The organism is Nocardia nepalensis, assembly GCF_048910785.1.
GTDB classification, from domain to species: Bacteria; Actinomycetota; Actinomycetes; order Mycobacteriales; family Mycobacteriaceae; genus Nocardia; species Nocardia nepalensis.
In genome coordinates, this window is the sequence record NZ_JBKBET010000013.1 from 36643 (window position 1) to 50864 (window position 14222).

Below are 14222 nucleotides of genomic sequence, written 5' to 3' on the forward strand. Positions count from 1 at the left end.
ACGAGCGGGCGTCCACATTGCCAACAATCCCGCTATCGCCGGGCCAGGCCAATTCCAGTTCGAGTGCGGATCGGGTGCCGTTCGAGTGCGGGTCCGCTCACCAAGTCGCACCCGAAATCGATACGCACGCACTGTGACTCATGCGACGATCAAGGCGATGTCGGAGAACAACGTCCAGCTGCGAGCCGCCCGGCAGGCGATCGTCTCGCCCGTGACCGGCTACGCCATGTCTCGCGACGAGGTCGCAGAGGCCGCCAACGCGTGGGCACATGCCCGAGGCGTCTCAATGGACATGTCCGGCAACTATGTCGGCAGGTTGGAACGGGGCACGATGCGCTGGCCCAACGCCAACTACCGAAACGCGTTGCGAGCTGTGCTGGGAGCGGCTACAGACGCCGCTTTGGGGTTCTACCCACCGGGTGAGTCCGCGGTCGTGTCGCCGGTCGCTGGGCATATCATCGCCGATACACACCACGTCGCCCGGGAACCGAGACTAGACGAGGACGACGACATGGAACGGCGACAACTGCTCGTTGGTGGGACCACAGCTGGGCTCACCGTCATCACATACCGCCCGCAACGCTTTCCGGCCCGCATCGGCATGGACGCCGCCAAACGTCTTGCTGCGCGCGTGGACGGCTACGTCAACGATGAACAGCGGGTCGGCGGAGGCACGCTGGCGACCGTGGCCCAAAACGACCTCAGGCACGCCGAGATGGTGTTACGGACCCACGACATCGACAGTGCCGCGGAGGCGGCTTTCGTTTCGGCGGTAGGCAATATGGCGGTGATGGCGGGCTGGTTGTTCTACGACTCCGATGACCAGGTTGCCGCCACCGCCTGCTACCGCGATGCGCTAGCGTTGGCCGCCGAGATCGGTGATGACGAACTGGCTGCCCACACCTGCCTGAACAAGTCGTTGCAGACCATCACGCAGGCCCGACGCGGGAAAGCCAACCCCCACTCCGCGCTGCGATCCACCCTGCGAGCCGCCGACCTCGCCCGGCCCGCAGCCTCGGGCCGAATCCATGCCTTGATCGCCGCGAGGCAGGCGCTGGCTCACTCCTGCCTCGGCGACCGCTCGGCGTTCAACCGCTCGATCGCAACCGCGTGGCGGGAGATGGACCTCGCCTACGACCACGAACCTCTCGACCAATGCCCTGACTGGTTGAAATTTATGTGCCACAACGAGGTTCGCTACCATGAGGCTTGTGGCAACGCATACCTCGGCAACGCTTCGAAGTCCACGGAGTTGTTCAAGCAAGTAGCCGCTGAGCGCGCCGGGCAACGCAACGCCGCCCACTATCGCGCCTGGTTCGCCTGCTCCCTGGCCCAAGTGGGCAACATCGCCGACGCAATCACCGAAGCCACCGACGTCATCACCAACCTCGCCAGCGGTGTGTCCTCAAGCCGAAGCTTGCGTGTGTTGGAGCCGGTTCGCATCGCGGCAAGCAAACCGCATCATTCCGACTTCCGAGAACGATACGATCGGCTCTCGATACAGGTCTGAGGGAGGTCCGATGGCGGAAGACGTTGCTCTACAGTCGTTTTCTGGTGAACAGGCCCGCGCGATCCGCAGCACTATCGCGGACGTGCAGGCCCGCGGTTACGTCGATGCCATCGCCACCGGCAACCCGTTCGAGTCCACCGAAGCGTTCATGGAACGCTTCGAGGTCTACTCGGCCATGCCGGGCTTCTCGATGATGCTGGCCACCATCGACAGCGAACCCGTCGGCCAGGCATTCGGCTGGCCACTTGCCGCCGACACCACCTGGTGGTCTGGCCTTGTCCTGGACCCAGGACAGTCCACTCTCACAGAGTTCTCTGCCGAGGACGGAACCAAGACATTCGGACTCAGTGAACTTATGGTCGACAAAAAACTCACCGGCCGCGGCATCGCCAGCACGCTCTACCGGGGCCTGCTCGCCGACCGACACGAGCAGCGGGTCACCTGGCTGGTGAATCCCATCAACGAGGCATATGCGATCTACCGGCACTGGGGAGCGCGACGTGTCGGCACGCTCCAACCCACCTGGGACGGTGCCCCCCGCTTCGACGTGCTCATCGTCGACCTTCCACTCTCGTCCTCGTTCGACAGCTGACGCCATCGGAGTTCCCATGAGCCACAACGACATCGAGTGCACGGACAGCGTCCTGTCCCACCCCGAGGTCGGCAACGACCACCCGGACGAATGGAACACCCCACTGCTGGCTGTGGCTGCGCGCAAGGCCTTTCCGAACTACACACCCGCGCCTCCGGTCATCGAGCATGGACGCGTAAGCCATCTCGTGACCGTCGACGGCAGGCGCTAGCTGGGGCAATGCCGTCAGGTGCCTCCGCTACGCCCACCCCGAGCACTACCGCGCCGACGCTACCTAGTACCCGTGAACGAGGAACTCAATTGCACAAATTGCAAAGCGTTCCCACATCTCGCAATGTCGATGGCATCCGGCGCGGGATGGTCGTGTTCTGGAATGGTCGCGGCAGCCATCTTCGTCCCTGCCGCGATGGAGGATTCACGATGACCATCCCCATCACTTCATCGGCGGCATCGGCGATCTCGACGGCTGCACCGGAGATGACCGCGGTCAAACTCGACCGCGCGGGTCTGCTACGAGCCGGTGCGAACACGCGGATCAGCCGCTTCGCTGTTTTTATTCCGGCCGACGAGCTAGGTGTACTCCGGCCGATCGTGGTCGGCGACGGCGCTGTGGTCGGCGCCTTCGCGGTCGTGCACGGCGGCACCGCAATTGGAGAACAGGGCTGTTCCTCGACCAGCTCGCTCAACACACGCCGCGTGGATGGACCAGCGATGGCCGCCTCAGGCATCCGAGCTGGCGTGGGCTGCGGCCCGACAAAGCACCGCGCGACGTCAGGCGAGAATCCGAACCGTGGCGCTGACACTGCGGATCTGCCTCGGCACTGTGATGTCAGAGACGGAGCCGCTCGCTATCCTCGACCTTGTGCCCACAAACCGCTGGTTGAGTGACGACGAGATCAAGCGATCGAAAGAACAAACGCGTAAGAACTCGCAGACAACTTTCCGTCACCATTATGTGCCTAGAATGTATCTGAAGCGGTGGGCAACCGGAGAAGGCGACGAAATAAGATATACAAACGTCGATACCAAACAAACGGAATTAGTTCTGCCCGAAGAAATCGCTGTAGAACCGAACTTCTACCAGATTGCCGCGCCGGACATCGATGCCGATGGTAACCCAGATATGTGGTTCGAGACACATATGGGCAGGATCGAAGACAGGGCCGCCAACTGGCTGCGCGCGCTTGATCAACAGAGTGATGGACGAATCAAAGATAGCAACCTGATCTCCAACCTGGCCGTGTTCATTGGACTACAAAGTCAGCGGACCAAGCGCGGTCGTCAAAGTGAGTCGAACATAGATGAGGCAATAAATCGTTATGGCGCAGAACGCATTCTGAACCTTCCAGGGTTCCTTCCGATACTGTGCGAAGTTGCCGGAAAACCTTACTCTGCCAGGGATCATCGCGCGATCGTGGCGGATATACTCGCCCAGAAGTCTGTTAGTCGAGACGCCAAACCGAAGATGATCGACAGCGCAATCGGAGTCTGGAAAAACACGATAACTCCAATGTTGGAAAATGATCTGATGTGGTGGCTGGTCAGCGCCGACAGCGCACTTATAACCTCCGATGAGCCAGTCTTGCGAATCCCTCGAAAAAGGGATAGTCGCGAACTTCCGGTGTCATTTAGAAAAGCGAAACTTATCGCCTTCCCGATAGGGCCCGATAGGCTTATTATTATGAGTCGTAAAGGCGCTCTGCTGAAGCCGCCGCATAAGCTAAATTCGACCGAAGTTAAGTTCCTGAACAGGGAATTCGCGCTCAACTGCAATGAGCTAGTCTTCGAGGAACCGAGTTCCCAGATTGCCTCACAACTGAACGTGCCTCCATATCCGTCTGCGAGCGAAAACTTGCCGAATGCTATAACCACGGCCCAACAGTTCGCGAAGTTGGTATCGCTTCCTACGAGGTGGAGCGCGGCGTCCCATGCACCCCAATGGCCGCTGTCTCGGTGGACGTCCGACTGAGAGGGCACGACGGTAGCTCAATCGCCGTGTGCTGAACGTCATCGGTGACCGCCCGGAGACCCCACGAAGTCAAAATGGAACTACCGTCGTGGTCGTCACAGGCGGCGACGTGCGTTCACTCGGAGGGTGGTGCCTGTGTGCGATCGAGGTATCAGCCGGTTGGGATGGTTGAGCGTCGGGAGAAGTCGGCGGCGTAGGTGTTTCGCTGGCCGACCTCGCTGACCCATGTTTCGGCTGTGCGAGGACTACGGTTTCCCGATCCTGACCGGCCTGCCGTTCGGCCACACCAGCACCAAATACACCCTGCCCATTGGTGCGCGGGTGTGCATCGACACCGACGACTTGACGCCGCTGCAGATCGTTGGACCGTGGGTGAGCCAATAAACGAACACTACAAACTGGGGTAGCTCCATGGCCGTTCTCGCCAGCGCCGACCAGTGCAGTACCGCCGGTTTCTCGCCATCACAAGCAGGAGCGCGTACTGGCCATTCGCCGCCTGCTGTTGATCCAGGCTGTCCGGGATCATTTGCGCTGCAAGGGCTATCAGGAGACGCCGGTGCCGGACGTGCGAACCGGAAAGCGCCGATGGTGCGGCCGGGAACCTATGGCTGAGTATGTGCTGTGTGTTTCAGGAAGTCGAGTACTTCCTCGTGCAGGTGACCGTTGGTGAATACCGCGGCGCCCGACCCGATGCGGCGCTTGCCTTGCAAGTCGCTGAATCGGCCTCCCGCTTCTTCGACGATTGGGACAGCGGCCGCGATGTCCCAGGGGCCAGCGGCCAGATGAAGGAAGACGTCAGTTCGACCGGCAGCGACGAGCATGGCGCCCTGGCAGGTATCAGCCCAGCTGGTCAGCGGGCCGCCATCGGCGCATCGGGCGAGAAATGCAGCGCCCATGGCAACACGTAGAGCAGGCATCCCGGATCTGACGGGCCAAATCGCGGCAGTGGCACCGCTGAGCGTCCGGGTTGTCGTTACCGTGAGCCGTTCCCGGGGGCCGAGGTGCCCGGCTACGCAGGCACTGGTCCACGCACCTGCATTTCGCGTCGCCCACCAACGGCGCCGCAGGGCTGGCGCGGTGATGATCCCGGTCAGTACCTCGCCGTTCTCTTCAACGGCGATCAACGTGCTCCATTGCGGCTTTCCAGCAGCGAAGTTGGCTGTGCCGTCGATAGGATCGACCACCCATCGGCGAGCGCTGTCACCCTGTTGGCCGAATTCCTCACCGACAACGCAGTCGTGCGGACGGACGTCGACGAGCCGACGGCGGATGGCTTGCTCCACTGCGCGGTCCGCGGCCGTGACAGGGCTGCCGTCGGCCTTGGTCTGAGCGGACACGTCCCCTGACGAGAAATACCGCATGGAGATGCGATCGGCCGCCTCGGCGAGCTGATGGACAAGTGTCAGGTCGTCGCACGCCACCACAAGGATGAAATTCTAGACAGCAACACCCTGCCCGCGACCTGCGCCAGTACCGTCGCCGTGACCGATGAGGGCGTCGGAATGACGGGCGTTCCTCGCGCTGAGCGGGCTCGGAAGTGATGAGCGTCAACGATATCGACCCTCCGAGCACAGCCTGCACCTTTGTCGGCATCGGGCTGCAGGTGGATCGCAAGTGCCATGACGAAAGCCCCTGGGATAGATGTCGCCAATCAGGCCGCCGTCGATCTGGTGTTGCAACTGGGCGCGGCGGGGTTCGGTCCGGATCGCCAGATGGCCAAGATCTGGCGAGACCTCGCAGGATGGTTGTACGCCAATGGCATCCACGGCAGCTTCTACCCGCGCCGCCGGCAAACCGTACACCGCCCGCACCGACACAGCGACGAGCCCGCGGCGTGTCCTGCAGTCACTGCCCGCTCGGCATCAACACCATGCGAGCGGGGGAGTATCGGTCATGCGATACGCCGCCCCTGCTCGCACAGGACGATCGCGCCCTCTCGCACGGCATTCAGCGCGGCAGTGAAACGATCGATGAGTAACGGTTTCATCTTGCCTGCAAGCTCCTGGACGGTGCAGAAGCCCGCCGAACGAATCTCGTTGGTATTCAGTGTCATCCGGGCAAGATCGCCTTCGGTGAGCACGCCGCCGTCGAAGACGAAGATCACCCCCTCGGGCCGCGAGTCCTGGGGACGGACATAATCCACCACCAGAAGCCTGCCGAGCCTGTAGTTCCACCCCAGTTCCTCGAGCAGTTCGCGCTCGGCTGCCGCCCAGGGCGCCTCATCCGCCTCGACCGAACCGCCCGGCATTTCCCAGTAATGCTTGTAGGACGGCTCGACCACGAGCACCCGGTCCGAGCTGTCCCGAAACAGCACCCCGGCGGCCATGCGTTTGCGCGGCAGCCCGGCTACGTACTGCTCGACAGGCAGTGTCCCGGTCACGGCGGGACCGTCGTGCGACGTCGTCACCTGCGACACCCTAACCGCTACATCCACCGTCGTTCGGGCTGCTGGTGACCTTGGCCGGTTGCCCACTGCCGCATTCGCGGCTCGACTTCGTCGAAGAACAACGACTTGGAGCGGGTGTAGTCGTCGTAGTCGGGATCTGCCGCATGTTGAACGGCGAGCTCACATTTGAGTTCGGCGTAGCGCCGCGCCTCATCCGGATGCGCACGCAGCCAATCCCGGACGAGAACAACGAAAGCGGCGAACGGAGAATCCAGCCGACGAATGTGCAAGATGGCCGACTGCTCAGGTGAATGGAACAACCGTTTCCCGTGCGCTTCGGCGTGATCTTCGTCGCCTGGGCGCGGGATGTCGCGGTACACACCTGGCGAGTCGGGCCGCGCACCGGACGCGGGCACGAAACCTGTGTGCGCCAGCAGTCCTGCGAGCTCATCCAGCGGTGGCAGGGCGGGCATACACACCTGTAGATCCACGATAGTTTGGCAGCCAAGCCGGGCACTGCGGTCGAACCGATATGTTCATAAACGAACACATCGGAGTTGTCCAAGTCTCGAAGGGCCGAGCGCACGATCTGCAACAACCGTTCCGCACGAACCGGCCAGGCCACGTCGTAGTCGAGGATCATCACGGTGGCGCCTTTGGATTGGTCTGGATCATCTCGAATTCTCGTCGTGGATCGTAGGGGGAGATAGTGCCCTCCCGGCCCGTGGGAGTGAAGACGTTTCTCGCACGCAGGTGCTCGGGACGACTGTTCCCCTCAGCGAATTCTGCTGCAGCACAACCATATTGACCCGACCCATCAGTCTACGGCACGCCCGGACGACATCGCCACCAATCGATGGTCTGGCATTTGGCCTCGCCCAATTCGTCCGCCGACAACGGCGTCGACGTGGCCGCAGCAGTCAGGTTCATGCACTGGTCATGACCGGAGCGACGGTGTCGGAGCTCGGGTGCGCTAGTACGGGTTGCTGTCCGCGCCAGGCGGTCTCAGGTGGTGAGTGTTTGGTCAGCCACGGTGGGTGATGTGCTTGCGGCACAATGGATATCGGTAGGATCCACTGAGGCTTGAGGCGCCGTTGGTCCTTTCCGGCGGCGTCGTATTCGGCGAGATAGCCAGCGGCCCCCAGCCAGGAATTCCGCGGAATCGACCGGATTCAGGCCCCGCTTGTGAATCCAGCCTCGGTATAAAGAATCTCGCTGACCGGCCGACGGCGCTTGCGTCCTCGTTTATGGCGGGTGTGCGACGAATTCACCGGAGGCGACGGACCACTGTCGCTCACACGCAGCATGCTCGTCGTGAATTGCCTTAGTCAGTGTCTCATGTCGTAGGCCAAGGTACAGGTGGGTTTCGTCGAAGACCGCGGCGAGCGGATGCTCTGTGCCACGAAGGTGGAAAGATGAGCCGCGCTTGGGTTCCGAGCTTACCAGCCTGGACTGATAGCCCTACGCCGGTTCCAAATCGCTGCCCTGCCAGTGCCTCCCGGATGGCCACGCGCATACGCAATCCGAGCGGGGTCCTGGCCGTGATCCACAGATTCCGCCAGCCAGTGGCGGCGGCGAATTCGATACCCATCGTTGAGCGAAAGTCAGCTCGCCCTGTCCGCTCAAGGACGTTGACGGACAGCAACTCGCACACGCGGCTTCAGCTCGACTCTGGCCGTACCGCGATCGGTGGTGCCGGAATCTGTTGCCGTGTCAGGATCTGCCGCAGCATTGTGCGGGCGCTGTCGATGTCGATGAGCTGGCGGGTGCCGAGCAGCCGCGACATCAATAGCAGGGCGGCGTCGTGGACTTGCTGTGGTGGATGTCGGCTGGCGTTCGACGCGCAGGCGTCGGTGATGATCCACGGTGTCAGGCCGTGGTCGAACAGTGCGAGCGTGGTCGCGAGAACGCAAGCGTCGGTGGCGATTCCGCACAGAAATACGTCGTTGACCCGGTGGTGGGTGATGGTTTCGGCGGTCTCGGGAGTGAGCGCGCTGTAGGTGGTCTTGTCGATGACCTGGACGCGGGGGTCGCGGGCGTGGTGTGCGAGTTCGGTGACGATATCGGTGTCGGGGGCCGATGTCATGGCGTGCCAGTCGAGCAGCCGCTGAAAAGGCGAGCCGGAATGGTTCAGGTAGCGGGTGAGGATCACGGGTGCGTCGACGGCGAGCCAGGCATCGATCAACGCCGCGACAGCCGGGACCACGGGAGCAGAGGCGGGCACGATGAATCCGTTCTGGACATCGATCGCCAGCAGCAATGGCAGCGAGCCCGAACGGTGGTATGCGGTTACGCTCTGCGGTCCCATGACCACCCCCTCAGACGCGGCAACGCCGATGTGCCGGATCAGATTAGCGCGACTGTCGGTGGTCTGTGGTCGACTAGGTGTCGTGCGGGCTGAAGACGATCAGCGGGTCGATGCGCTACCTGATTCGGTGCGCAGCGGGTTGGAGGACGCTGTCACGGATCGGATAGTAGCGTGTGGCGCGCTGGTGGTGTGTGGGTTTCCGGCGTCCGGAAAGTCCACCGCCGCACAGCATTTGGCAGCAGTCACCGGTGCTGTGGTGCTGGATAAAGACTTGCTGGCACCGCTGCTCGAGCAGTCTGTGATGGCTCGACTGACCGGGGATCCGGTCGACCGTGATTCCGAGATGTACCGGTCGGTGGTCGCGCCGGGGATCTACGACTCGTTGATCGGCACGGGATTGGTTGTGGCTGAGCGCTATCCGGTGATTTTGGACGCGCCGTTCCTGTCTCCGATCCGGGAAGCGTCCGCGGCGGGGGTGATGCTGGGGCAACATCTGCGGGCGCGGTCCGGGGCATCGAATGATCTGCCGGTCGTTACGGTGTGGCTCGACAGCTCTGCGGAAGTGATTCGTGAGCGGATGGTTGCGCGCGGCGCAGAGCGTGATCATCCCAAGCTCGCAGACTGGGATGCATATCGCCGCGATGTCCTGGTCGGTGGTGTGCGGGAACTGGCGCACACCGTGTGCGATGTCGTGATCGGCAGTTGACTCTGCATGATGACCGCAGACGGCGGTGGGGCTATCGCCGCGACGAGTCGCATCCGAGGACCCGAACATGATGGCCGTGCACGCACAGTGCGACGGCAGCTGTCGCTGACGCCATGACCATGGTCCCGAGCGGCAGGGATGACATCGGACGCCGGAACAAAGAATCCGGCGGTGCAACGCTGGTCGGTGAGACTCTGCTTCACTGGTTGATCGATGCGGGAGGCTGTTGCGATGGACTGGGAGACCTTGGGCAAGCAACTCGAAGCGCGGTCGCGGGTCTACGCGCGCAAGTTCGGGATCGACCGCACCCCCGAGTGGTTCGCGATGAAGGTGGCCGAGGAGGCAGGGGAATTGATGCAGCAGTTCCTGGCGGCGACCGGCCAGGGCCGATCGCGCGGGAAATCGCCTGAAGAGCTTCAAGTTTCAGTCGATGACGAGATCATCGACGTCTTGTGTCAGGTCGTGTTGATGGCCCATAACCGCGGGACCGACATTCAAGCCGTGATCGAACGCAAGTGGCTGCGCCCCAACGAATCCGACATCGGCATCGCCCCGGATCGCAACATCGCCGCGGGTTTCGATGGCGACGCTATCTACGCACAGGCGTCCGCGCAGCCCGACGGTGCCGCGGGGTTCTACAACCGCAATGTTCGCGTCGTCACTGGCTCCGCTGCGGCGGTGAATGTGCGAATCCCAATCCCTGGTGCGGACATGATGGACCACCGCCAATGGCCCGAACCAGCGATCCTCACCGCCATCGCGCCCTTCGTCACCGCCGCTCCGCGCCTGTACCGCGAGTCCACACAGCCGCTGTATCAGATCCACGAATTCATCGAAGGCCAGCCACTGGATCGTCTGGCACCACGCGGACAGGCCGTACCAGTGCACGTGCCCACCGACGTGGCTCGACTGTTCTCCCAGCTGCGGGCGATCCCGCGCAGCGCGCTCCCTCCGACACCAGCCGGACTCGACGACGATCCGCAACGGTTCGCGCGACAGCTGTGGGATACCACTCGACGGGCCTATCTCGAGTGCCGCGAATCGTTCGACCGCCTCTACCGGCAACTGCGTGTCCCGGATGACCCTTTCGCGCCTCTGGACGGTGCGTGGAAGGGGTTGGAGCCCAGATCATTTCGACTCATCCACTGCGATCTGCATCGCAAGAATATGATCATCCGCGGACACGAGACAGTGTTCCTGGACTGGGAACTGGCCCTCTACGGCGACCCGGTCTGCGATGTCGCGATCCACCTGCACAAAATGAGTTACCTCCCCGACGAGCAGCAGCGATTCATCACCGCCTGGACAGCAGCCGAACCGGAAGCCGCCGAAGGAGACTGGGAACACGACCTGCGTATCTACCTGGTTCACGAGCAGATAAAGTCTGCGGTCCTCGACACCGTTCGCTACGCCAAGGTCATCGCCGACCGTAGTCGCACACCCGAGAACGAGCAGGTTCTGGTGACAAGCCTGACGAAAAAGCTTCAAGACACGGCGCCACTGTGGAACCTGGACACACCGCTGGACGAACCGGAAATCGAAGCCGCCCTCCGTCATGAAAGTCGTTGGCAGCGATGAACCAGTACTGGATATGTTCCTAATCGGCCGCGGTCATCGACGACCGAACCACCGGATGGGAAATCTGCACATGGTTTCGATCCTGGTCATCACCAGTGGCAATAGTGGCAGCCCTTCGTGCAGGGAGTGCGCGGGGCCGCACCGAGTTGCGACCGCCTGTGCACGGGCTTTCGGCAACTCGTGCGCTCGCCTGGAAACCAAATACAACCAACGCGCCAACGACACGAGGCGGGCATGAGTCGACCGATGTGGACTGTCCGGCATGCGCGTGCAGGTGATGGGCCGCGGCTGCGTGCACTGCGCATGCAGGCGCTGCGTGATGCTGGGTATGCGTTCCTGGAAACAATCGACGAGGCGGCAACGATCGATGCTGCTGCCTGGGAAGCGCGGATAGCCCGCAGCAGCCGGCGCGGGCGTCAGGTTCTTGTGGTCGCGGAGGACATAAGGGACCACACGTGGGTAGGCATGGCGGGCGCGTTCCTGGATTCCGAGCGCGACAGCGACGAGTTCGATCTTCCGAATCCGCCTGTCTCTCCTGGTGATCGGTGGGCAATGGTGTGGGGGACCTATGTTGATCCGACCCGCCGCGGACAGGGCGTGGCCGATGGCTTGTGCGCCGAGCTATACAAGTGGGCCGCTGAGGAAGCCGGTGTCCACTGGCTCGGTTTGCATGTCCGCGATTCCAACACCCAAGCGGATCCAGCTGTACCGCCGTCAGGACTTCCGCGTGGTCGCGCACAGCCGTCATCCCGAGCTGGGCGTGACATCGCTGGTCATGGTCCGGCCGATCATCTAGGTCCGGCACGGAACCACGAGCGCGACCGTCGCGAAAATTCTTGTGAAAACATCAATCTGCTGCAATGGGCGGGATTCGAGCCGCACTCGTCATCGATAGCCGTCATGCCCGATGCCGCAGAGCACCGTGAAGGCAGTCGAAAAGGCCCTCGCTCAGGCCCGAAACGCCGCCGTCCGCTGGCGTGTCACCCGATTTCATCTTCCGGCACCCAGCGCTGCGACCCCGGGTCGACGCATTGCGTCGAGCAAGAACCCCGACTCGAACCGGCGTCGACTTCCCGGCGGACGCCCACGCCGTCGAGAGCACCTGGTCAGGAGGCTCACGCAGCAGCTGGCCACCGTCCGCCTAGCCAACATCAACAGCAAGTCGCCGAACTACGCGCGGCGCTCGAAACCGCGCACGGAGAACTATTGCTTCTGCGCAGGAGAGCCATGGCAATCAGTGAACCTCACCGCCGGTCCGAAAACCGCCAAGCGCCTCCCTATTTTGAGTACTGCCACGCGGATCCGGTTCCCCGATACTCCGACAGCGGGATCGGTACCGCACCCGGCCGCATTTTCTCCCTGAACAACCTTCCAGCCAGATGATCGATCTCATGGGCCACGAGCCGCGCGGTTCCGTGCTCGAACGTCGACACCTGCTGTGATCCGTCGAACCGATCGTGAGCGACGCGCATCATCAGCGGCCGAGGAACGCGACCGCGCACATCGAAGAAACTGAGGCAGCCCTCGAACTGCTCGTCGGTCTCCTTCGACTCCTCGACGACCACCGGATTGAGCAGGATCAGCGAGTGGCCGCCCGGGAGCCGGACGATCGCGGCCGCCCTGTCGATCCCGATCTGCGGCGCCGCAACGCCAACCCCTTTCGCGAACTCGTGGACAGCGCTCACCCGGTCCGCGGCGGCATCGAGCGCGTCGATCACCGACAGCGCTTCCTCTCGGTCCGCAGGCAGTTCGAACCGGCGAGCCATTCGTGAAAGCCGCGGATCGCCCTCCTGCACGATGCCGGCATGCCGCATCAGCTCAGTAATGGTCGGCTCCGCCACTGGCACCTCCTGGAAGTAGTGGACAAGGGGTTCAGATCGACCACGTCAGCGGCATACCGGCGACGTCTGAACTGCGCAAACATACTCGAAATCCGTTGCAGCGCCATATAAGAGGTGGTCGACTTCGTCCTGGATGAGTCGTTGGCGCACAGTGGATCTGGTGTGCTGCTGTCGGGAGGTTGACGGCTGGGTATGGTGTCGTGAGGTGGTCGTGTGTTGGGGGTGACCTAGTGTGAGGCACGAGACAGGTGGTCGGGCGGCGCGCGAGCGTCTTCGGCGCGCGATGCAGCGGGAGGATTTTTCGCTGGAGCAGATCGTCGTTGAGTTCGCTGTGCGGTGGGGATTTCGTCCGCGCCAGGCGTGGCGCCACGGGCACGGGATGACACAGGATGAGGTCGCTGCTGAATACAACGCGTTGATCGGCGATCCTCAAGCGCCGATGAGCGGCAAGCGGATATCGGACTTCGAGGCGTGGCCGATGGGTGGGGTTAAGCCGACGCTGCACACGCTGTCGGTGCTGGCGCAGCTTTTCGGCACGCAGCCGCACCTGCTTGTGGATTTTGCGGACTACGAAGCGATGACTCGCACTGAGCGGGTCGCGCTTCGTGCACGCGACGACAACACGGCGGACGGGGCCCTGCCGGGGGCGGCGATCACGGGTGCAACCGCAGACACCATGAGCGGCTGGGTGGCCTACGTGAACTGCTGTGTGGCTATCGTGGAACGCGGAACGTACTACTGCGAAGAGATCGACGAGCTGCTGGCGGTATTGAACCGGGTTATCGCCGCGCTGGTGTGCCAGGACGCTGCATGGCTCGACGTTGTGGTGCCGGTAGGCGCGTTGGGGTCCGCCGCAGCAGTCCCGCTTGTGGAGGGATTGGTGAGCGAGCTCGGGTGGCTGCAGGTGTGGGCCAGCGGCGTCCGGCGGACCACGCGGCCGACTCTGATTCCGATCCAGGTGAACGGGACCCCGTGGCGTGGAAGCGGGAATGCGTTCCTGTCGCGGGGTATCGACTATGTCGGATCGTTCCGTGGGCTTTACACCGCATCCGAGTACGGTCTGGCCCCGAAGGTCGTGTCGGAAATCCAAGCGAGGTACGACTATTGGCGCGAGGAGTGCTACTTCGGGGCGTTGCTCGCTGCGGCGATCCGATCTCCGGAACCTGGATCGTCTGATGCGGTCGGCGTTCTCAATCTCAACTTCAGGTTCGAAAACCCCGTCGGGGACGGTGACACGCTCGAACCGCAAAGATCGGTCGTGATACTAGATGTTCTGGAGCCCGCGTTGCGGCTCATCGGCACAGCTATTCAGAAGCACCATCAACCCAGGGA

General features: G+C 62.7%; 14 protein-coding genes and 2 pseudogenes. 11 read left to right on the top strand and 5 right to left on the bottom strand.

All coding sequences use genetic code 11. The annotated features are described in order from the left end of the window. Positions 1–211 precede the first annotated feature (211 nt). From ACHQ4I_RS09380 to ACHQ4I_RS09405, 6 genes are all read left to right on the top strand, one after another. On the top strand, positions 212–1510 hold the full coding sequence (locus ACHQ4I_RS09380) for an NsdA family TPR-like regulatory protein (protein WP_420771292.1): 1299 nt from the start codon (positions 212–214) through the stop codon (positions 1508–1510). A gap of 10 nt (positions 1511–1520) precedes the next feature. Further along, on the top strand, positions 1521–2102 hold the full coding sequence (locus ACHQ4I_RS09385; RefSeq protein WP_420771293.1) for a GNAT family N-acetyltransferase: 582 nt from the start codon (positions 1521–1523) through the stop codon (positions 2100–2102). A 16-nt stretch (positions 2103–2118) separates the two neighbouring features. Then, on the top strand, positions 2119–2313 hold the full coding sequence (locus ACHQ4I_RS09390) for a hypothetical protein (RefSeq protein ID WP_420771294.1): 195 nt from the start codon (positions 2119–2121) through the stop codon (positions 2311–2313). Positions 2314–2522: 209 nt separating this feature from the next. After that, positions 2523–2990, top strand: a complete 468-nt coding sequence (locus tag ACHQ4I_RS09395; protein ID WP_420771295.1) for an LbetaH domain-containing protein — start codon at positions 2523–2525, stop codon at positions 2988–2990. Then, a complete protein-coding gene (locus ACHQ4I_RS09400) occupies positions 2983–4071 on the top strand; it encodes a DUF4238 domain-containing protein (protein WP_420771296.1) in 1089 nt (362 codons plus the stop codon). The genes ACHQ4I_RS09395 and ACHQ4I_RS09400 overlap by 8 nt, the downstream gene beginning before the upstream one ends. A gap of 225 nt (positions 4072–4296) precedes the next feature. After that, positions 4297–4455, top strand: coding sequence for a hypothetical protein (locus ACHQ4I_RS09405; RefSeq protein WP_420771297.1), 159 nt, complete (start codon positions 4297–4299; stop codon positions 4453–4455). Between the two features lie 218 nt (positions 4456–4673). Here ACHQ4I_RS09405 and ACHQ4I_RS09410 read toward each other — a convergent pair whose 3' ends face one another. From ACHQ4I_RS09410 to ACHQ4I_RS09425, 4 genes and pseudogenes are all read right to left on the bottom strand, one after another. Beyond that, positions 4674–5492, bottom strand: a complete 819-nt coding sequence (locus ACHQ4I_RS09410) for an inositol monophosphatase family protein (RefSeq protein WP_420771298.1) — start codon at positions 5490–5492, stop codon at positions 4674–4676. Positions 5493–5962: 470 nt separating this feature from the next. Next, entirely contained in the window at positions 5963–6478 is a 516-nt protein-coding gene (locus tag ACHQ4I_RS09415; protein ID WP_420771299.1) for an NUDIX domain-containing protein, read from the bottom strand. A 17-nt stretch (positions 6479–6495) separates the two neighbouring features. Next, positions 6496–7100, bottom strand: a pseudogene (locus ACHQ4I_RS09420) (GrpB family protein). A 1017-nt stretch (positions 7101–8117) separates the two neighbouring features. Further along, positions 8118–8765 (bottom strand): cysteine hydrolase family protein, encoded by a 648-nt coding sequence (locus ACHQ4I_RS09425; RefSeq protein ID WP_420771300.1) that lies wholly within the window; start codon positions 8763–8765, stop codon positions 8118–8120. A gap of 82 nt (positions 8766–8847) precedes the next feature. Between ACHQ4I_RS09425 and ACHQ4I_RS09430 the strand changes: the two genes are divergently transcribed. From ACHQ4I_RS09430 to ACHQ4I_RS09445, 4 genes and pseudogenes are all read left to right on the top strand, one after another. Beyond that, positions 8848–9471, top strand: a complete 624-nt coding sequence (locus tag ACHQ4I_RS09430; RefSeq protein WP_420771301.1) for a P-loop nucleotide/nucleoside kinase family protein — start codon at positions 8848–8850, stop codon at positions 9469–9471. Between the two features lie 231 nt (positions 9472–9702). Then, entirely contained in the window at positions 9703–11049 is a 1347-nt protein-coding gene (locus ACHQ4I_RS09435) for a phosphotransferase (protein ID WP_420771302.1), read from the top strand. Positions 11050–11352: 303 nt separating this feature from the next. After that, positions 11353–11685 (top strand): annotated as a pseudogene (locus ACHQ4I_RS09440) (GNAT family N-acetyltransferase); the annotation flags it as partial. Positions 11686–11719: 34 nt separating this feature from the next. Then, positions 11720–11845 (top strand): hypothetical protein, encoded by a 126-nt coding sequence (locus ACHQ4I_RS09445; protein ID WP_420771308.1) that lies wholly within the window; start codon positions 11720–11722, stop codon positions 11843–11845. A gap of 481 nt (positions 11846–12326) precedes the next feature. Here ACHQ4I_RS09445 and ACHQ4I_RS09450 read toward each other — a convergent pair whose 3' ends face one another. Beyond that, entirely contained in the window at positions 12327–12890 is a 564-nt protein-coding gene (locus ACHQ4I_RS09450; protein ID WP_420771303.1) for a peptide deformylase, read from the bottom strand. 283 nt (positions 12891–13173) lie between these two features. On the opposite strand from ACHQ4I_RS09450, the gene ACHQ4I_RS09455 reads away from it, so the two are divergent. Beyond that, the coding region (locus ACHQ4I_RS09455) for a helix-turn-helix domain-containing protein (protein ID WP_420771304.1) at positions 13174–14222 on the top strand (1049 nt) is incomplete at its 3' end.

Bases quoted from the DNA above. Each gene is read 5' to 3' on its own strand.
- ACHQ4I_RS09385 (WP_420771293.1), top strand. From the start codon at position 1,521: ATGGCGGAAGACGTTGCTCTACAGTCGTTTTCTGGTGAACAGGCCCGC.
- ACHQ4I_RS09390 (WP_420771294.1), top strand. From the start codon at position 2,119: ATGAGCCACAACGACATCGAGTGCACGGACAGCGTCCTGTCCCACCCC.
- ACHQ4I_RS09395 (WP_420771295.1), top strand. From the start codon at position 2,523: ATGACCATCCCCATCACTTCATCGGCGGCATCGGCGATCTCGACGGCT.
- ACHQ4I_RS09405 (WP_420771297.1), top strand. From the start codon at position 4,297: ATGTTTCGGCTGTGCGAGGACTACGGTTTCCCGATCCTGACCGGCCTG.
- ACHQ4I_RS09425 (WP_420771300.1), bottom strand. From the start codon at position 8,765: ATGGGACCGCAGAGCGTAACCGCATACCACCGTTCGGGCTCGCTGCCA.
- ACHQ4I_RS09435 (WP_420771302.1), top strand. From the start codon at position 9,703: ATGGACTGGGAGACCTTGGGCAAGCAACTCGAAGCGCGGTCGCGGGTC.
- ACHQ4I_RS09445 (WP_420771308.1), top strand. From the start codon at position 11,720: ATGTCCGCGATTCCAACACCCAAGCGGATCCAGCTGTACCGCCGTCAG.